This window comes from Mesorhizobium sp. M2A.F.Ca.ET.039.01.1.1 (assembly GCF_003998035.1).
Taxonomy (GTDB): domain Bacteria; phylum Pseudomonadota; class Alphaproteobacteria; order Rhizobiales; family Rhizobiaceae; genus Mesorhizobium.
This window is the reverse complement of sequence record NZ_RZRY01000057.1, coordinates 1-16796: the sequence shown is the minus strand read 5'-3', so window position 1 is coordinate 16796 and position 16796 is coordinate 1. Positions and strand designations below refer to the sequence as shown.

The following is a 16796-nucleotide window of genomic DNA, read 5'->3' as shown; positions in this document are numbered from 1 at the left end:
GGCACCTTCTTCACATAGCGCCGAAAACCCTCCTTCGGATTGGAGGCCATGACCGGCTTGAGTGCCTGTTCAGCGATCTCGACCATGTAGTTGGTGCGTTCCTTGACGCCGCCGAACTCGCCGCCGTAGCGCACCGGCCGCCCCATCTGCCAGGCGATCTCCGGCACGATCTCGTCGGTCATGGCGAACAGCGCCTCGAGCATCGCCAGCATGTATTTGCCGCGCTCGACGACCGGCGTTTCGGCCCATTTCTCCCGCGCCGCCCTGGCGCGCTCGACCGCCGCGTTGATCGCGTGGTCGGTCGCGACCGGCCGCTCGGCATAGATCGAGCCGTCGATGGGGGATTTCAGCTTGACCGTTTCGGTCATTTTATAAGTCCTCGCAGTTTTACAACAATCGATATGCGCATGGCCTGCCCTCATCCGCTTGCCGGCACCTTCTCCCGCATAGTGACGGGGAGAAGGGAAGCGTTCCGACGCCCGCTACCCCTCTCCTCGTCCTCACGGGAGAGGTTAAGGGTGATGGGCAGTGCCGACGCTGACGCGGCAGCTTAATACCGCTCGAAGCCCCGATGCAGTTCCCAATCCGTGATGCGGCGGTCGTATTCGAACTGCTCCCAGCGGGCGGTGTGCACATAGTGCTCGATTACCTCCTCGCCGAAGGCCTGCTTCAGCATCTTCGACTTGGCCAGCGTCTCGGTCGCGTCGCGCAGCGTCTTCGGGATCTCGGGAAGTCGCGAGGCCTGGTAGGCATCGCCGACGAAAGGCTTCTGCAGTTCCAGCTTCTCGTCAATGCCGGCGAGGCCCGACGCGATCAGCGCCGCGAAGGCGAGATAAGGATTGAGGTCGGCGCCGCCGATGCGGCATTCCATGCGGATGCCCTTGGTGCCCTCGCCGCAGAGCCGGAAGCCTGCGGTGCGATTGTCCTCGCTCCACATGATCTTGGTCGGCGCGAAGGTGCCTGCCTGGAAGCGCTTGTAGGAGTTGATGTAGGGCGCCAGGAACCAGGTGAACTCCTTGGCGTATTTGAGCTGGCCGGCCGCCCATTGCTGGCCGAGGCTCGACAGCGTCCACTCGGCCTTCTTGTCGAAGAACAGCGGCGTCTTGCCGTCGGCGCTCCACAGCGAATTGTGGATGTGGCTGGAATTGCCGGCGAGCCCGTAATTGTACTTGGCCATGAAGGAGATGGCCTTGCCTTCGGAATCGGCGATTTCCTTGGCGCCGTTCTTCAGGATGACGTGGCGGTCGGCCATGTCGAGCGCTTCGGCATAGCGCACATTGATCTCTTCCTGGCCGGGGCCCCACTCGCCCTTGGAGTTCTCGATCGGAATGCCGGCCGCCTCCATCTCGTTGCGAAGCCGGCGCATGACGCCTTCTTCCTTGGTGGTGATGCCGATCTGGTAGTCGCCGATATAGGGCGAGGCGCTGTCGAGCCCCTGCCAGTGCTTCTTGCGGGCCGACTCGTAGGTTTCGCTGAACAGGTAGAATTCGAGCTCGGAGGCGAAATAGCCGATATAGCCGCGCTCCTGCAGGCGCTTGACTTGTTTCTTGAGGATCGCGCGGGGTGAGTGCCCAAGATCCTCATGCGTGTGATGGTCGAGCACATCGCAAATAACCAGCGCCGTCTTCTCCAGCCACGGAATGCGCCGGAGCGTCGACAGGTCGGGCTTCATGACGAAGTCGCCATAGCCCTTCGACCAGCTCGCCGCCTTGTAGCCCGGTACCGGCTCCATATCGATGTCGCAGGCGAGCAGATAGTTGCAGCCATGCGTCTCGCCATGCGCGGAATCGACGAAATACTGGGCCAGGAAGCGTTTTCCCGAGAGCCGGCCCTGCATATCGACGATGCAGGCCAGCACCGTGTCGATCTCGCCGTTCGAGACCGCCTTCTTCAACTGATCGAACGAGAAATTCCCGGCCATTCCTTTGGCGCTCCAGTGCTGTCGATTTGAAAGGGAAAAAACGAGACCATGGCCGGCATTGCGCCGGCCATGGTCATGAAGCGAAGGTCAGTTGCCGGTCTCGCCGACCGCCTGCTCGGCCGCCTTGATCGCCGCCTGGCGCGCCGCTATCTGCTCACCGATCGGCGGACCCTGGAAGCGGCGGTTCTCGAAGCCGAACCAGAGCACGGCGGTCAAGATGATGAAGCCGATGGTGATGTAGAGCACCTTGTCGTTTGGCGGTTGAACCGCGATGTAGAAGATGATCGCCATGCCGATAATCGACAGAATGCAGAACAGCTTGAAAACGCCACCGCCGAGGTTCCACGGGCCCGGGTTCGGCCACTTCGAAGTTCCGAAAGCCATCATGCCGAGCACGATCGGAATGATGAAGGACAGGAACAGGAAGACCAGCGTCGAATTGACGACGATGGTGTAGATGTTGGTGCCGCCAATCGAGATGAACTGGGCAAGGAAGACATAGATGATCTCGAGGACCGCAGCGGTCCAGATCGCGTTGACCGGCGTGCGCCAGGCTGGGCTGACCTTGGCGAGCCCGGCCGACCCGACCGGCATGCCGCCGTCGCGAGAGAAGGCGAACAACATGCGCGAGGCCGAGGTCACCGTGGCGAGACCGCACAGAAACTGCGCGATCAGGATACCCAGATAGAGCAGCTCCTTCAGCCATACCGGCAGAATCGCGTCCATCGTGGCGAAAAAGACGTTCCAGCCCTGCTTTGCGCCCGCCGCCAGATCCGGGATCGCCAGAACGATGGCGCATAGCATCACCCAGCCAATCAGTGAGGACCAGACCACGGATGAAACAATCGCCCGCGGAACCGAGTGCGCGGCCTTCAGTGTCTCTTCCGATGTGTGTGCCGAAGCATCATATCCCGTGATGGTGTAGACCGGCAAAAGCAGGCAGAGCAGGAAGAGATAGCTCATAGAGTCGGTCTGCGGAAAAACGCCGCCGCCAGCGTCACCTGAATAGTTGGTGAAGGTCCAAAGCCGGGTGACGTCGATCGCCGGGGCAAACACCAGGCAGGCCACGATCAACACCGCAGTTGTGCCGAGAATGATGAAGCCGGAAGCATCGGTCAGCAGGGCTGTCAGCTTGATGCCAAAATGATTGAGCAAAGCCTGCAGCACGGTAATGAAAGCGACGAACCCGACAATTTCCCCCGGCGTTCCGGTCATCCCGAACCAGCTCCCGAATGTTCCGGTGAAGAAGAACGCTGTGCCGATGTTGATGGCGCCTAGCACGGTGATCAGGCCGAGCAGGTTGAGCCAGGCGGTGAGCCAGCCGGTGAACCGGTTGCCGAGGATCGAGGCCCAATGATAGAGACCGCCCGCTGTCGGGAACGCCGAGGCGATCTGCGCCATGGCAAGGGCGAAGAACCCGGAAACGGCGCAGCCGACGATCCAGCCTATGCCCGCGCCGGCGCCGCCGATCGAAGACGTCGCCTGGGCGAAGGAGTTGATGCCGCCTGAAAGAATGCAGATGATCGAGAAGGAGATCGCGAAGTTCGAGAAGCGGCTCATGCTTCGCGACAATTCTTGGGCATAGCCCATTCCGTGGAGGACCTTTAAGTCCTCGTGCTTGTCGTGTTCCGTATAGTCTTGCGCTGACATTTTAGTCCCCTGTTGGTTCTTAACTGGCCGACTGTACTGACTTTCCCATTGCGCGTTGTCGGGAGCCCCTGGCCTCCTCAGGCTCCAGATTCGAGAATATGCCTGTGAGCAGATCCGCCCATTTCCGCTGCCCGGTGTCGCCGGCGATTTCGTCGTTGCGGATTTCGATCATCGCGCAGGCAAGGCCGCGCGTGCGCGCATGCCGCTCCAGCGTGAAGTAGACGCGGTCGGCCGGCGAATAGGGTTCGTTGACGCCGACGGTGACGCCCGAAAGCCGCTGCAACGCCGATATCAGCGGCGCCGCCAACCTGCGGTCGTCATCATGGATGATGCCGATATGCCAGGGCCGGCTCTTGCCCTTGTAGACCGGCGTGAAGGAGTGCACCGAGACCAGCCGCGTCTCCTGTCCACGCGCCAGCCGCCGGTCGACGATCCCGGAGATGGCGTCATGAAACGGGCGCCAGGCAAGGTCGACCCGCGCGGCGCGCTGCTTATCGGACAGGCCGGAATTTCCCGGAATGACTGTCGTCTCGCTGACCGGCGGCACGAGGTCGGGCGCGTCGAGCGGCCGGTTGCAGTCGATGACGAGGCGCGACACACGGGTCTCGACCAAAGTGGCGTCGAGCGCCTCGGCCATGCGGCTGGCGACGGGCAGCGCGCCGGGATCCCAGGCGATGTGGCGGGAAAGGTCTTCAAGGGACAGCCCCAGCGTGCCGAATTCGGCTGGCAGGAAGTTCGAGGCGTGGTCGCAGGTGAAGACGAAGGGGCTCGAGCCGCCAGGGTTGGTCACCCTTACGGTCTCCGACGGTGCAAGGCTGGCGGGCCATGCTTTCTCCATACTGCCGTCCCCTCGGGAGCGCTGTATCTTATGTTACGTATTTTGCCTCATTGCGTCCCGGTGAATGATTTCATACAGTTTGACCGGCTTTGTCAAACGCGAATTCGGGAAAACGGCGGCGACGGGTCAACGGGTGGGGGAAAACCATGATTTCCAGCATTGCCGAACTGATCTCCGACCGCATCGGCGCGATGCCGGCCGGCGAGCGCCGCGCCGCCCAGACGCTGATTGCCAACTATCCTATGACCGGGCTGAAGACCGTCGCCGAATTCTCGGCCGCGGCCGGCGTGTCCTCGCCGACGATCCTGCGTTTCGTCGCCAGGCTGGGTTTCCAGAACTACCCCGAATTCCAGTCGGCGTTGCAGGATGAGCTGGCCGCGCAATTGCAGTCGCCCGCCTCGCGCACGCTCAATCCGGGCTCGGCCGGCGGCGCCGTCTCGCCGATGCTGGAGGCGACGCTCGACAATTTGCGCGAGACCTTCCGCCACCTCACCGACAAACAGCTGGCCGACATCGCGGCGCGGCTTGCCGAGCGGCGCGGCAAGACCTTCCTCATCGGCGGCCGCTTCACCGATCCGCTGGCGCGCTACATGGCCGCCCATCTCGCCATCATCCAGCCGGATGTCTATCACCTCGCCGGCCAGGAGAGCATCTGGCGCGACCGCCTGATCGACATGGGCAAGCGCGACGTCCTGGTGATCTTCGACATCCGCCGCTACCAGGAAAGCCTCGTCCGCTTCGCCGAGAAGGCGCATCACCGCGGCGTGCAGATCATCCTCTTTACCGACCAATGGCTGTCGCCGATCGCCCGCTTCGCCCGCCATGTGATCGCCGGACGCACTGCCGTGCCTTCGGCCTGGGATTCGTCCGCCGCTCTGTTCGTCGTCGCCGAAACCCTGATTGGCGCTGTGACGAGGCAATTGGAAGCCGCCGGCGCCAAGCGCATCCGCGATCTGGAGAGCTTGCGCTAGCGCGTCGCGTCTGAACGGCCTCAGTGCTTCAGCTTGTTGTTTCTATGCATGTCGTGGTCCAAAACCGCTGCGCACTTTTGGGCGACATGCATTAGGCCTTCACGAAAGTGCGGCAGGGATCGGGACCGCGTCCGGCGCAGACAGATTAATGGATCGGGTCCCAACATCCAGCCGGCCGGGCAGCGAAGTCCTTGGACTCACCTCAACAACCGCCCCTCGATCGACCAGCGCGCGGCCAGGAAATTCAGCACGGCCGCCACCACGACGCCGATGATCTTGGCCGGCCACACGCCGATGGCTCCTGCCAGCGCCGCGATCGAGAGACTGGAAACGCCCAGCGAGATCAACGCGCCCAGCGACACGAAGCGCAGGAAGGAATGGTGCAGCCGTATGTCCGGGTCCCGCTCGAACGACCAGAAGCGGTTCGCAACGAAGGAAAAGAGAACCGCGACGAACCAGGCGCCGACATTGGCGGCCAAAGCCGGCGCCGTGAGCTTGAGCAGCAGGTAGAATGCGGTGAGGTCGATGCCGGTGTTGACCAGTCCGACAAGAGCGAAGCGGACGATCTTGTTGCCGGTCGAACGCTGCGGCTGGCCGGCATTGCTCATGCGCTACCATCCATGACGTGGGCTCCGGCCTTGTCGAGGATGTCGCCGAAATCCTGCGAGGAAAGAACCGCGTACTCAACCTCGCGCGCGGCCTGCATCGGGTCTCGCGCCCGCAAAATGTCATCGACATGGCCCGGATGGCACATGAACACCCCTTGTTCGGGCAAGGTCTTGATCGCGGCGCGCAGCGTTGAAGCGAACCTCTCCGGCTGCCGCCAGTCATAGATCCCGGAAAGCGGCGTCAAGACGCTAAAGCCGGCCCGGCGCATCGCTCCGTTGAACCCTGCGGCCAGAGCGGCGACCGCCGCGACCTTCGCCGCCGCAGCATCCATGCCCGGAAGTCCCGGCGCCCCTCGCAGCGCCGGTTTGCCCGCGCTTGCCCCGAACCGCGCGAGCAGCCAATTCCGTACCACGGGAAGAAAATGCACATGCTGGTGTCCGTCGATATAGTCGGGCGGGCCTTCCAGCGCTTCGACGAAGCGGTCGTACTGGGCGTCGAGCTCGGCATGAACGTCCGGCTCGTCGATACGCCCGCGCCGCACCGGCAGCGCGAGGGAGGCGAGCCCCGGCAGCCTGCCTTCCGGCGCCAGGCTCGACGAACTGGTCGCGGCGGCCTGATCGGTGAGGGTCAGATGCAGCCCGACGGCAGCCCGACGGCGGAACGGCCTGATGCGCGCCGCCGCCTCTTCCCATTCGGGAAAACCGGTCATGCATCCGGTTCCGGTCAGGCGGCCGCGCTCGATCAGGTCGAGGATCGCGCTCGAGACTCCCGGCGCCAGCCCATAATCGTCGGCGATCAGGCGGATCGACCTGGTCATCTGTCGGGAGCAACCTGCTCGGCGGCATTGCCATGCAGCACGTCGCGCACGATGTAGACGGGCCGGTCCTTGCTTTCACTGAGCGTGACCCAGACATATTCGCCGATCAGGCCGAGCAGCGCCAGGTTGAGGCCGCCCAGCAACACGACGGCGACCATGATGCTTGGATAGCCGGGCACGGCGATGCCATAGAACAGCACCTCGAAGACCACTTTCACGCCATAGGCGAGACCGGCAAATGCCGCCAGCAATCCGATGAGGCTGATGATGCGCAGCGGGATCACGGAAAACGAGGTGAACCCTTCGAGCGAGAACGCGATCAGGTTGAACCGGCTCCATTTCGACGTGCCGCTGGCGCGGCTTTCCGGCGAATAAAGCACCGCCTTCTGGCGAAAGCCCGCCCAGGCGAACAGGCCTTTGTTGAAGCGACGCTTGTCGCGCACGCTGGTCAGGGCGCGCGCCACGGCGCCGCGCATGACGCGGAAGTCCCCGGCATTTTCGGGGATATCGAAGCGCTGGCTGCTGTTGATCAGCTTGTAGAAAAGCCGCGCCAGCTGGCTGCGCCGCCAACTGCCCTCCCGCCGATCGTTCTGCGCATAAACGACATCGATCTCCGGATCGTCGACCAGCTCGCCGATCATCTTCAGGCTGATGTCCATGGAATGCTGGAGGTCGGAGTCCATGATCAGGACCAGGTCGCCGCGGGAATGGTCGAGCCCGGCGAGCACCGCGGCTTCCTTGCCGAAATTGCGGCTGAGCCGCACGATCTCCCAGGAACCTGACAGGGCCGCCGCGAAAGTCTCGGCGCTGCCGTCGTGGCTGCCGTCATCGACGAGGATCTTGCGCACCGTCAGGCCGAAGCGCTCCACCACGGCAGCCTCGAGCCTGTCGAGCAGCCCGACGAAGGCAATCGCGGATTCGGCCTCGTTGAAGAACGGCGCGATGACGTCGAGCCTCTCAGCCACGGGCGACGGCTCCCGCGGCTGGCGCCTTCTGTCTGCCTCGCGTCCAGAGCCAGCCGATGAGCACGCAGGCAATTATGCTGACGCTGAGCGGTCGGAACCACAGATGGAAAAGGTCGTGCAGTCGCAGATCGACACTGGTCAGTCCGGTGACGAAGAGGAGCGTTGCCAGGAACCAGCGCACGGCACCGGCTCCCTTTTCCCGCCAAAGCAAGGCGATGGAGAGACCCGCGGGCACTGCCACCATGGCATAGGTGTTCTGCTCGACACGCGGATTGAAGACGCACATGTAGAATGCCGCGGCGCGGAAGATGGCGAGTCCGCCGAGGTTGGAGTCCAGCCTATCGAACTGGAGCACCAGCCAAAGTGTGAGCAAACCGGCGACGACGCGCAGGATCGTCGCCACGGATTCAGGGATCGGCATCCCAAACCGCGTGAACGGCGCCGTGAAGTCGGCCGGAACGAAGGGGCCGGTTGGATCGACCGTCATCGAAGTCAGCAGCCGGAAGAAATCGTGATATTGCGCGTTGATATAGTCCGTCGATGCAAAGCCATAGGGGATGGCGAGCACGACGAGGACCGCCAGCACCAGCGCCGGTATCAATCTGGGGCGCAGCGCTCCCGCCAGCAGCAGCATGATGATCGCGGTCGGCTTGGCGATGATCGCAAGCATGGCCCAGAAGAAGCATTCGGCGCGGCGCCCCTCGAGTGCCGACAGCGTCAGAAACCAGCACGCCCCGGTAAGCAGGATCGTCGCCTGGCCGTTGCGAAGCGCTGCCAGCGAAACCGGCAGGGCGAGGAAGAGACCGAAAGACAGGAGCCATGTCTGCTCCTCGCCGCCCACCTTACGGACCTGGCGCATCGCGGCAAAGGTAAGCACCCCGAAGCCCAGCATGTGCCACAAAACATTGCCCAGATACGGCCCGAGCTTCAGCAGCGGAACATAGAGGACAGCGAAGGCGGGAGCATATAGGTACCCCATGGCGACTTCGACCTGATACAGCGGTTCTCCGCCGAGAAAAGCTTCGCTGCCATGTCTATAGATATGGACCACCGAACGCGCGTCGGGCGACCACAGCGCCAGGCTAAGCACAATCAGAAACGACCCGACCCAAAGCCAAAACCCCAAACGGTCGAAAACCGGCTTGGTTACCATCATAGCGCACCCCGCATTCCGACCAGAACGGCTTTCCCATCGCCGTTTGGCCTCAAGCGCCGGCCAGATATCACATCGAAATGAAATAGAACATCCGAGCGTGACCGTTGCCAGCGCGTGGCAACGGAAGGCGAGACAACGGCGTTTTTCGGCCGCTCCCTTGCCGATCACAGCTTTGTGTTCAAATCGGCGCCCAGCAGTTTAGGGCCTGATGAACACCTTTCCGTTGGGCTTTGCGAGCTCCGCCGGCAGCCGTGCCATCGCCTCGTCCAGCGGCACGACCGCCGTGACGTCGGTCGACCAGCGTCCGTCGGAAAAGCGCTTCTCCGCCTCCAGCACCGCCGGCCCCAGCCTGTCGCGGAACTGGCGCATCCATTCAGCCAGCCAGAAACCCTCGACGCGTTTGTGCTGGAAGATCAGTTGCCCCGGCTCGCGGATTACCGTCGGCTCGGCGTCGAGCCGGCCATAGACGATCCAGCGTGCCCGCTTCGGCATGGCACTGAAGATAGTTGAAGCCAGCGGGCCGGTGACCGCGTCGAGGAAGATGCGCGGCTGCTCGGCCTTCATGGTTTCGCGCAGCACGGCCTCGAAATCCGCCGCCTTCTCATTGAGCACATGGGCGGCGCCGAGGTCCTTCAGCAGTTGGATCTGCTCGTCACGGCGCACGGTGACGATCGGCCGGAAACCCGCCTCTTTCGCCAGCCCGATGATCAGCTTGCAGAGCTGGCTGGCGCCTGCGGTCATGACGAAGGCCTTTTCGCCCTCCTCCCTGACGATGTCGAACATGGCCAAGGCGGTCAGCGGATTGACGATCATCGCGGCGCCATCCTCGTCGCGCACCGTGTCGATGAGCGGGATGCAGGACGCGGCCTCGGCAACCGCATACTCCGCCCACGCCCCCCAGTTCGACACGCCAGTGGCGAAGGCGACCCGCTTGCCCGTCAGGCTTTTTGCGTACGGGACATCGCCGGTGGCGACGACCATGCCGACGCCCTCGAAACCTGCCGGACGGCCCTTGACCCGCGGCTGGCCGTACTGGCCCTTGATGAAGGCAATGTCGGAGGGGTTGATCGAGGCGAGGCTGACCTTGATCAGCGCCTGTGTCGGCCCCGGCTCCGGCACGGCTATGCTGCCGGGCTCAAGGTAAGGCTCCATCGCTTCCAGCGCGGCCGCCGAAGGCGTTCTGGTGTAACCGTCGCCGACAAGCAGCAGACCTCGCATTTGCGATGGAAGCGTCATGGCTGTCAGACCTTTTCCTGCGTGTATTTCTTCAGTTCCGTGCGCGCCACCTGGCGCCGGTGCACGGCGTCCGGCCCGTCCGCCAGCCGCAGCGTCCGCAGATGCGTCCACGAGCGGGCGAGCGGCGTGTCCTGGCTGATGCCTTGCGCGCCGAACATCTGCACCGCCTCGTCGGTGACCTTCAGCGCGACGCGGGGCGCCACCACCTTGATCTGGCTGATCCAGGGGGCGGCCGCGCGCGCGTCTCCCTGGTCGATCATCCACGCCGCCTTCAGGCACAAGAGCCGCGCCATCTCAATCTCCATGCGGCATTCGGCGATGATGTCGAAATTGGCGCCGAGCTTGGCCAGCGACTGGCCGAAGGCCTCGCGCCGCACCGAGCGCTGGCACAGCATCTCCAGCGCCATCTCGGCCTGGCCGATGGCGCGCATGCAATGATGGATGCGGCCCGGCCCCAGCCGCCCCTGCGCGATCTCGAAGCCCCTGCCCTCGCCGAGGATGAGGTTCGCCGCCGGCACTCGCACATTCTCGAATCTCAGATGCATATGGCCGTGCGGGGCGTCATCGTCGCCATAGACCTGCATCGGCCGCAATTTGGTGACGCCCTTGCTGTCGGAAGGCACCAGGATCATCGAATGCCGGCGATGCTGCGGCTCCTCGTCCGATCCGGTCCTGACCATGACGATATAGATGGCGCAGCGCGGATCGCCGGCGCCGGACGCCCACCATTTCTCGCCGTTCAGCACATAATCGCCGCCCTGTCGCTCGCAGCGCATCGAGATGTTGGTCGCGTCCGAGGAGGCAACATCCGGCTCGGTCATCAGATAGGCCGAGCGGATCTTCCCCTCGAGCAGCGGCTCCAGCCAGTCCCGCTTGTGCGCCTCCGAGCCGTAGCGCTCCAGCACCTCCATGTTGCCGGTGTCGGGCGCCGAGCAGTTGAAGGTCTCGGCGCCGAGATGCGCCTTGCCCATCTCCTCTGCCAGATAGGCATATTCGACGGTGGAAAGACCGTAGCCGCGTTTGGAATCGGTCAGCCAGAAGTTCCACAACCCGCGCTCCCGCGCCGTCTTCTTCAAGCCTTCGAGGATTTCGGTCTGCCTGGCGGTGTAGGCCCAGCGGTCGCCCTCCTTGCCGATTTCGGCCAGAAACTCCTCCCCGAGTGGCGCGATCTCGTCGCGAACCATAGCCGCTACACGCTGGTGGATCGGCTTCAGCCGCTCGGTCATGCCGAGATTCATGTCCGCCATCGCTTCCGGTCCCTTTCGCAGATAAATCTTTACCCGTGGCAAGGATGACCGTACTTCGGCTAGCCTTGTCAACGCGAGTCCCCTCGCCGGTTTGACCGGGGGTGCGGAGGAATGCAATGAGCTATCTGGACAAGCTGTTCTCGGTCGCCGGCAAGACCGCGCTGGTGACGGGCGCGGCGACCGGCATTGGCCGCATGGTGGCGACCGGCTTGGTCCGCGCCGGCGCCCATGTGATGATCGCCTCGCGCAAGGGCGAGGATTGCGCAAAAGTCGCTAACGAATTGAACGCGCTCGGCGGCTCCGGCCAGGCCGAGGGCTTTGCCGGCGACGTGTCCAGCGAAGCTGGCATCGCCGCTCTTGTCACTGAGGTGAAGGCGCGCACGGAGCGCCTGCATATCCTGGTCAACAATGCCGGCATTTCCTGGGGCGCGCCGCTGCAGGATTTCCCCTATCACGCCTGGGCCAAGGTGTTCGGCGTCAATGTCACCGCGGTCTTCCACCTGACGCGGGAGCTTTTGCCGCTGCTTGACGCGGCGGCAAGCGACGAGGATCCGGCCCGCGTGATCAATCTCGGCTCGGTGATGGGCACCCAGCCGCTTGCCGACGACGCCTATTCCTACGCCGCCTCCAAGGCCGCCGTGCATCATCTGACGCGCACGCTGGCGATCGAATTCGCCGCCCGCCGCATCACCGTCAACGCCTTTGCCCCCGGTCCTTTCCAGAGCCGTATGACGGCCTTCGCCACAGCGACCGAGGAGCAGGCGAAACATGTTGGTAACCATGTTCCGCTCGGCCGCATCGGCGTGGCGGATGACATTGCCGGCGCAACGCTTTATTTGTGCAGCCGTGCCGGAAGCTATGTCACCGGCGCCATCCTGCCTATCGACGGCGGCCAGTCGGTGCAGCATGGAATGACGTTGTTCAAGGAGTAAGACGCCCGATTCAAGGAATCCGGGCGGGGTTCAAGGAATAAGATGCCCGGTTCAAGGAATCCGGGCGGGGGTGCGGAGGACATGAGCGTGGAACCGATCAGTCTCGATACGCTTCTGGCAAGCGTCGGCAAGGAGGTCGGCGTCTCGCCCTGGCGAACGGTGACACAGCGCATGATCGACCAGTTCGCCGATGCGACCGACGACCACCAGTTCATCCATTGCGATCCGGAGCGCGCCGAGCGCGAGACGCCGTTCGGCGGCACCATCGCGCATGGCTTTCTGTCGCTGTCGCTTTTGTCGGCCATGACCTTCGAGACCATGCCGCCGCTGGAAAACACCAAGATGGGCGTCAACCACGGCTTCGATACGCTGCGCTTCCTGGCGCCGGTGAAGACGGGCGCCCGCATCCGCACCCGTTTCGTGCTGGCCGACGTCAAGGTGAGGCCATCCGGCTGGGTGCAGACGGCGCATGACGTGACCATTGAGATCGAAGGCTCGAAGAAGCCGGCGCTGACGGCTCGTTGGCTGACGTTGACGCTGATCGAGCGTCAGCCTGAGAACGCATGAGCGGCGAGGCCGGTGCCATAGACAAGGCGGCGCTTGCGCCCTATCTCGAGGCGCATGTCCCGGGTTTTGCCGGTCTGTCCGCCATTGAAAAATTCAAATCCGGACAGTCCAATCCGACCTATCTCCTGACCGCCGCCAGCGGCCGCTATGTCCTGCGCGCCAAGCCGCCGGGACAATTGCTGAAATCCGCGCACCAGGTCGACCGCGAATTCCGGGTGATGCGGGCGCTTGCCGGCACGGCTGTGCCCGTGCCGCGCATGCTGCATCTCTCGGGCGAGGAATCGCCGATCGGCCGCATGTTCTATGTCATGGAATATCTCGACGGCCGCGTCTTCTGGGATCCGTCGCTGCCGGACGCTTCCGGCAATGACGAGCGGGCAGCGATCTACGATGCCATGAATGCCACGCTCGCCGCCCTGCACGATGTCGATGTGGACGCGGTCGGCCTTGGCGATTTCGGCAAACCCGGCAGCTATTTCGAACGCCAGCTTGCGCGCTGGGCCGGCCAGTACCGGGCCTCCGAAACCGAAACCATAGCCGATATTGACAGGCTGGTTGCGTGGCTCGAGACCCATATGCCGACCGATGACGGCCGCGTTTCGCTCGTCCATGGCGACTACCGGCTGGACAACATGATGTTCGCGCTCGATGCGCCGAAAGTCATCGCGGTGCTCGACTGGGAGCTGTCGACGCTCGGCCATCCCTTCGCCGACCTCGCCTATCAATGCATGCAGTGGCGGCTGCCGCATGCCTCGGGCTTTCGCGGCCTCGGCGGCGTCGACCGCGTCGCCGCCGGCCTGCCGTCCGAGGAGGCCTATGTCGCGGCCTATTGCAAGCGGCGCAGCCTTGACGAGATCGGCAACTGGACCTTCTTCCTGGCCTTCTCATTCTTTCGGCTGGCGGCGATCTGCCAGGGCGTCTATCGCCGCGCGCTGGACGGCAATGCCTCCAATCCCGAGAGGGCCAAGACCTACGGAGAGGCCGTCAAACTGCTTGCCGCGCTGGCGGTGGAGCTGATCGACAAGAAGAGCTGAAGCGGAGAGCGGACAAATGGGCCGTTTCGATGGGATGACGGTGCTGATCACCGGTGCGATAGGCGGTCTCGGCAGCGGCGCGGCAAAGGCCTTTGCCGTCGAAGGCGCGCAGCTGGTTCTTTCCGACCTCAACGAGGCCGCGCTTGCCGATTTCGCCGCAACCCTCGACGCCCAGACCGCGATCCTTGCCGGCAACATCGCCGATGAAAAGCTCTCGGAGGATCTTGTCAAACTGGCCGTCGAAAAATTCGGCCGGCTCGACATCGCCGTCAACAATGCCGGCATCGTGCACAACTTCGTACGTCTGCCGCAGGTCACGTCCGAGGAGGCGCGCCGCGTGGTGGAGGTCGACCTGCTCGGCGTCTTCTACGCCATGAAGCACCAGATCCCTCGGATGGAGCGGCAGTTCAGGGAAAACGGCAAGGGCGGCGTCATCGTCAACATCGCCTCCGTCGCCGGTCTCTCCGGCGCGCCCAAGCTTTCGGTCTATGCCGCCGCCAAGCATGGCGTCGTCGGGCTGACGCGCTCGGCCGCCGTGGAATATGCCAGCAAGGGCATCCGCATCAACGCCGTCTGTCCCGCGCACACCAGGACGGCGATGGTCGACGGCTTCGTCCGCTTCACTGGAGCGCCCGAAGCCGAAGCGCTTGCCGAGCTCACGCGCGGCGTGCCGATGAAGCGTATCGGCGAGGTCGACGAGATCACGACCGGCATCCTGTTCCTCGCCGACCCGGCCAATTCCTTCATGACCGGCCATGCTTTGGCGCTCGACGGCGGCATCGGGGCGATCTGAGCAATTCCAGGAAAAGTGTTTTGCGGTTTTCCGTCCGGAATTGCGTCTGACAAAGCGCAATTCCAGGAAAAGTGCCTCAGCGGTTTTCCGTCTGGAATTGCGTTTAACAGAGGTTGGAGCGCACGCAAGGGAACCAGCCTGCTCTCTTGTCCGTTTCCGTACAGCGTATATAATTTCGTCAGGCAACCAACGACAAAAGGCAGCGCACATTGACGCTGAGCGTTCAGAAACGCCGCGAAAAGCAGAAGGCTGAGCTTCGCTCCGAGCTGGTCGCGGCAGCTCACAAGCTTGTTCAGGAGGAGGGCTACGAAGGCCTGACCATCCGCAAGCTTGCCAAGCGCGTCGGCTATGCGCCCATGTCGGTCTATTCCTATTTCGCCGATAAGCAGGACATCCTGTTCGCGCTCGCCGAGGACGCTTTCGAAACGCTCGCCCGTCGCATCGAGGAACACCCCGCCGACGATCCGATCGAGGCGCTCAAGGCGGTGATGACCGAATATGCCGCTTTCGGCCTTGGCAATCCAAACGAATACCGCACCGTCTTCATGACCGAGAAGACCCGGCTGCCCGAGGGCCGCAGCTACGAGGACATGGAAGCGGGCAACCCCGCCATGAAGGTGCTGATCAAGCGGGTCGAGGCCTGCGTGGCCGCCGGCAAGCTCAAGGGCGATCCGCGCGCTATCGCCACCATGCTGTGGACCGTCGGCCACGGCACGATTTCGCTGCTGATCACCTTCCCCTTCTATCCGTTCGGTGATCCGCAGGCGTATGTGAAGCGGATGTGCGACTTCATGCTGGCCTCATTGTCGGTGCAGGATATCCCCTCGCTGACCGAAACACCCGTCAACTGCTGACCGCCGGTTGCGGCGCTTTTCCCTGATAGCCCATCGCCTGGATTCGCGCCGACGAATTCTTACGTTCAAGAAAATTTATCGTACACGTACAAATTCCCTCTTGAATTCAGTTTCCGTTAACCGTATTTGTACGCTATATCGTACATGTACGACTGGAGACGGAAAATGAAGAAGATCATCCTCACCCTGGCTGCCGTTCTGGCTTTCTCGGGCGCCGCCTTTGCCGGCGCGAGCCAGCCGGCCAAGCATGCCCCGGCTGCTTGCACCCAGACCAATGCCAATGTGACCCTCGATTGCACCGCCACCGGTTCGGTCGATAAGGCGGACACCGCCAAGACCCAGCCGAAGAGCCCGAAGCTTGGCATCGACGTAAACCCTTGGTTCGTGCCCGGCCTGTAAGCGCCACTGGTAAGATTTCATACGAAAACGGGCGGCACTTGGCCGCCCTTTTTCGTTTTGCCTATAGCCTCGAGCGATCGGCCCAGGCTTATTTCTTGCGCGGTTTCGTTCCTGGCACGGCCTTGGCCGGCTTTGCCGGCCTGCCGGGGATGGAAGTGCTCGTGATCGACACCGGGTCGCTGGCCGGAAACGTGTCCTCGAGGCCTTCCTCGAGTTCTTCTTCCTCGATCTCGTGCCTTTCATGCTCCAGCGAGCGGACGGCCGGAGTCTTCTTGGGCGATTTCGGCGCGGTTTTGGACGGCATCGGCAATCTCCTCGATAAGCAGTTCCAGGAAAAGTGCGCAGCGGTTTTCCGTCCGGAACTGCTTCAGAGCAATATTTTGAGCGATTGGGCGTCTTGCCAAACGCTCAATCGCTCGAATCGTGGAAACGAGGCGGACCGGCGATGGTTCCTCGCACCAATTGCTGCGAGGATCAGTTCGCCGCGTCGCTCGCCGCTTCCGACAGCAAAGTAAAGACATAGTCCGAGAAGGAACGCCAGCATTCCACGCGGAACGCATCGGCTGCGGTGCGCAGCAGCACGATCTCGGATTTGCCGAGAATGGTGCGCGAGGCAGCACCCACCGGAAAAACCTCGAGCGACAGGTCTTGCGGACAGCCCGAATTGACCGTCGCCGCGGCAGCAGGCCCGGAAACCGAAATCCCGACATTGCGATGCGAGATGCCGACCGCCGAATGCAGCGCCGTCACCTTGGCGCAGTCGGCGAGCGGATCGTTGCCGCCCTCGTCGATGACCAGCCATTCGTC

General features: G+C 63.2%; 19 protein-coding genes. 7 read left to right on the top strand and 12 right to left on the bottom strand.

From position 1 onward, the window contains the following. The 4 genes from EOA24_RS07525 to EOA24_RS07510 form a co-directional block, all read right to left on the bottom strand. On the bottom strand, nt 1-368 hold a 368-nt coding region (locus EOA24_RS07525), incomplete at its 3' end, for an aldehyde dehydrogenase family protein (RefSeq protein WP_127409700.1). 182 nt (nt 369-550) lie between these two features. Continuing rightward, the gene (locus EOA24_RS07520; protein ID WP_127251683.1) at nt 551-1921 is read right to left on the bottom strand and encodes a glutamine synthetase family protein; all 1371 of its coding nucleotides are present in this window, start codon (nt 1919-1921) and stop codon (nt 551-553) included. An 87-nt stretch (nt 1922-2008) separates the two neighbouring features. Next, nucleotides 2009-3571: an amino acid permease gene (locus tag EOA24_RS07515; protein WP_126081430.1), complete on the bottom strand. Its 1563-nt coding sequence runs from the start codon at nt 3569-3571 to the stop codon at nt 2009-2011. A gap of 19 nt (nt 3572-3590) precedes the next feature. Beyond that, entirely contained in the window at nt 3591-4409 is an 819-nt protein-coding gene (locus EOA24_RS07510) for an N-formylglutamate amidohydrolase (RefSeq protein ID WP_126081429.1), read from the bottom strand. A 146-nt stretch (nt 4410-4555) separates the two neighbouring features. Here EOA24_RS07510 and EOA24_RS07505 point away from each other — a divergent pair, with 146 nt between their 5' ends. Then, nucleotides 4556-5380 carry a MurR/RpiR family transcriptional regulator gene (locus EOA24_RS07505; RefSeq protein ID WP_126081428.1) on the top strand — a complete coding sequence of 275 codons (825 nt, stop codon included), beginning with the start codon at nt 4556-4558 and terminating at the stop codon, nt 5378-5380. 197 nt (nt 5381-5577) lie between these two features. On the opposite strand, the gene EOA24_RS07500 is transcribed toward EOA24_RS07505, so the two are convergent. The 6 genes from EOA24_RS07500 to EOA24_RS07475 form a co-directional block, all read right to left on the bottom strand. Further along, the gene (locus EOA24_RS07500; RefSeq protein ID WP_126081427.1) at nt 5578-5988 is read right to left on the bottom strand and encodes a GtrA family protein; all 411 of its coding nucleotides are present in this window, start codon (nt 5986-5988) and stop codon (nt 5578-5580) included. Further along, nucleotides 5985-6806, bottom strand: coding sequence for a ChbG/HpnK family deacetylase (locus EOA24_RS07495; RefSeq protein ID WP_126081426.1), 822 nt, complete (start codon nt 6804-6806; stop codon nt 5985-5987). The genes EOA24_RS07500 and EOA24_RS07495 overlap by 4 nt, the downstream gene beginning before the upstream one ends. Continuing rightward, the gene (locus tag EOA24_RS07490) at nt 6803-7771 is read right to left on the bottom strand and encodes a glycosyltransferase family 2 protein (protein ID WP_126081425.1); all 969 of its coding nucleotides are present in this window, start codon (nt 7769-7771) and stop codon (nt 6803-6805) included. Before EOA24_RS07490 ends, EOA24_RS07495 begins: the two co-directional genes overlap by 4 nt. Next, the gene (locus EOA24_RS07485; protein WP_245491144.1) at nt 7764-8750 is read right to left on the bottom strand and encodes a glycosyltransferase 87 family protein; all 987 of its coding nucleotides are present in this window, start codon (nt 8748-8750) and stop codon (nt 7764-7766) included. Before EOA24_RS07485 ends, EOA24_RS07490 begins: the two co-directional genes overlap by 8 nt. Nucleotides 8751-9125: 375 nt before the next feature. Further along, complete coding sequence (locus EOA24_RS07480; RefSeq protein WP_126081423.1) at nt 9126-10163, bottom strand: zinc-binding dehydrogenase; 1038 nt, start codon at nt 10161-10163, stop codon at nt 9126-9128. A gap of 5 nt (nt 10164-10168) precedes the next feature. Further along, a complete protein-coding gene (locus EOA24_RS07475; protein ID WP_127249576.1) occupies nt 10169-11410 on the bottom strand; it encodes an acyl-CoA dehydrogenase family protein in 1242 nt (413 codons plus the stop codon). Between the two features lie 116 nt (nt 11411-11526). Here EOA24_RS07475 and EOA24_RS07470 point away from each other — a divergent pair, with 116 nt between their 5' ends. The 6 genes from EOA24_RS07470 to EOA24_RS07445 all read left to right on the top strand — a co-directional run bounded on the left by EOA24_RS07470 (nt 11527) and on the right by EOA24_RS07445 (nt 15989). Beyond that, complete coding sequence (locus tag EOA24_RS07470) at nt 11527-12342, top strand: SDR family oxidoreductase (protein WP_126081422.1); 816 nt, start codon at nt 11527-11529, stop codon at nt 12340-12342. An 81-nt stretch (nt 12343-12423) separates the two neighbouring features. Next, nucleotides 12424-12909 (top strand): MaoC family dehydratase, encoded by a 486-nt coding sequence (locus tag EOA24_RS07465; RefSeq protein ID WP_281035842.1) that lies wholly within the window; start codon nt 12424-12426, stop codon nt 12907-12909. Further along, nucleotides 12906-13943: a phosphotransferase gene (locus EOA24_RS07460; RefSeq protein ID WP_126081420.1), complete on the top strand. Its 1038-nt coding sequence runs from the start codon at nt 12906-12908 to the stop codon at nt 13941-13943. Before EOA24_RS07465 ends, EOA24_RS07460 begins: the two co-directional genes overlap by 4 nt. A 16-nt stretch (nt 13944-13959) precedes the next feature. Beyond that, nucleotides 13960-14736 carry an SDR family oxidoreductase gene (locus EOA24_RS07455; RefSeq protein ID WP_126081419.1) on the top strand — a complete coding sequence of 259 codons (777 nt, stop codon included), beginning with the start codon at nt 13960-13962 and terminating at the stop codon, nt 14734-14736. Between the two features lie 209 nt (nt 14737-14945). Next, nucleotides 14946-15590, top strand: coding sequence for a TetR/AcrR family transcriptional regulator (locus tag EOA24_RS07450; protein WP_126081418.1), 645 nt, complete (start codon nt 14946-14948; stop codon nt 15588-15590). A gap of 165 nt (nt 15591-15755) precedes the next feature. After that, complete coding sequence (locus EOA24_RS07445) at nt 15756-15989, top strand: DUF680 domain-containing protein (RefSeq protein WP_126081417.1); 234 nt, start codon at nt 15756-15758, stop codon at nt 15987-15989. A gap of 88 nt (nt 15990-16077) precedes the next feature. On the opposite strand, the gene EOA24_RS07440 is transcribed toward EOA24_RS07445, so the two are convergent. After that, complete coding sequence (locus tag EOA24_RS07440; RefSeq protein WP_126081416.1) at nt 16078-16293, bottom strand: hypothetical protein; 216 nt, start codon at nt 16291-16293, stop codon at nt 16078-16080. Nucleotides 16294-16463: 170 nt separating this feature from the next. After that, the coding region (locus EOA24_RS07435; RefSeq protein WP_281059878.1) for a sarcosine oxidase subunit gamma family protein at nt 16464-16796 on the bottom strand (333 nt) is incomplete at its 5' end.

Excerpts from the sequence above, each read along its gene's own strand:
- EOA24_RS07520 (WP_127251683.1), bottom strand. The coding sequence starts at position 1,921 with ATGGCCGGGAATTTCTCGTTCGATCAGTTGAAGAAGGCGGTCTCGAAC.
- EOA24_RS07515 (WP_126081430.1), bottom strand. The coding sequence starts at position 3,571 with ATGTCAGCGCAAGACTATACGGAACACGACAAGCACGAGGACTTAAAG.
- EOA24_RS07510 (WP_126081429.1), bottom strand. The coding sequence starts at position 4,409 with ATGGAGAAAGCATGGCCCGCCAGCCTTGCACCGTCGGAGACCGTAAGG.
- EOA24_RS07505 (WP_126081428.1), top strand. The coding sequence starts at position 4,556 with ATGATTTCCAGCATTGCCGAACTGATCTCCGACCGCATCGGCGCGATG.
- EOA24_RS07500 (WP_126081427.1), bottom strand. The coding sequence starts at position 5,988 with ATGAGCAATGCCGGCCAGCCGCAGCGTTCGACCGGCAACAAGATCGTC.
- EOA24_RS07495 (WP_126081426.1), bottom strand. The coding sequence starts at position 6,806 with ATGACCAGGTCGATCCGCCTGATCGCCGACGATTATGGGCTGGCGCCG.
- EOA24_RS07485 (WP_245491144.1), bottom strand. The coding sequence starts at position 8,750 with ATGGGGTACCTATATGCTCCCGCCTTCGCTGTCCTCTATGTTCCGCTG.
- EOA24_RS07480 (WP_126081423.1), bottom strand. The coding sequence starts at position 10,163 with ATGACGCTTCCATCGCAAATGCGAGGTCTGCTGCTTGTCGGCGACGGT.
- EOA24_RS07475 (WP_127249576.1), bottom strand. The coding sequence starts at position 11,410 with ATGGCGGACATGAATCTCGGCATGACCGAGCGGCTGAAGCCGATCCAC.
- EOA24_RS07470 (WP_126081422.1), top strand. The coding sequence starts at position 11,527 with ATGAGCTATCTGGACAAGCTGTTCTCGGTCGCCGGCAAGACCGCGCTG.
- EOA24_RS07465 (WP_281035842.1), top strand. The coding sequence starts at position 12,424 with ATGAGCGTGGAACCGATCAGTCTCGATACGCTTCTGGCAAGCGTCGGC.
- EOA24_RS07460 (WP_126081420.1), top strand. The coding sequence starts at position 12,906 with ATGAGCGGCGAGGCCGGTGCCATAGACAAGGCGGCGCTTGCGCCCTAT.
- EOA24_RS07455 (WP_126081419.1), top strand. The coding sequence starts at position 13,960 with ATGGGCCGTTTCGATGGGATGACGGTGCTGATCACCGGTGCGATAGGC.
- EOA24_RS07445 (WP_126081417.1), top strand. The coding sequence starts at position 15,756 with ATGAAGAAGATCATCCTCACCCTGGCTGCCGTTCTGGCTTTCTCGGGC.
- EOA24_RS07440 (WP_126081416.1), bottom strand. The coding sequence starts at position 16,293 with ATGCCGTCCAAAACCGCGCCGAAATCGCCCAAGAAGACTCCGGCCGTC.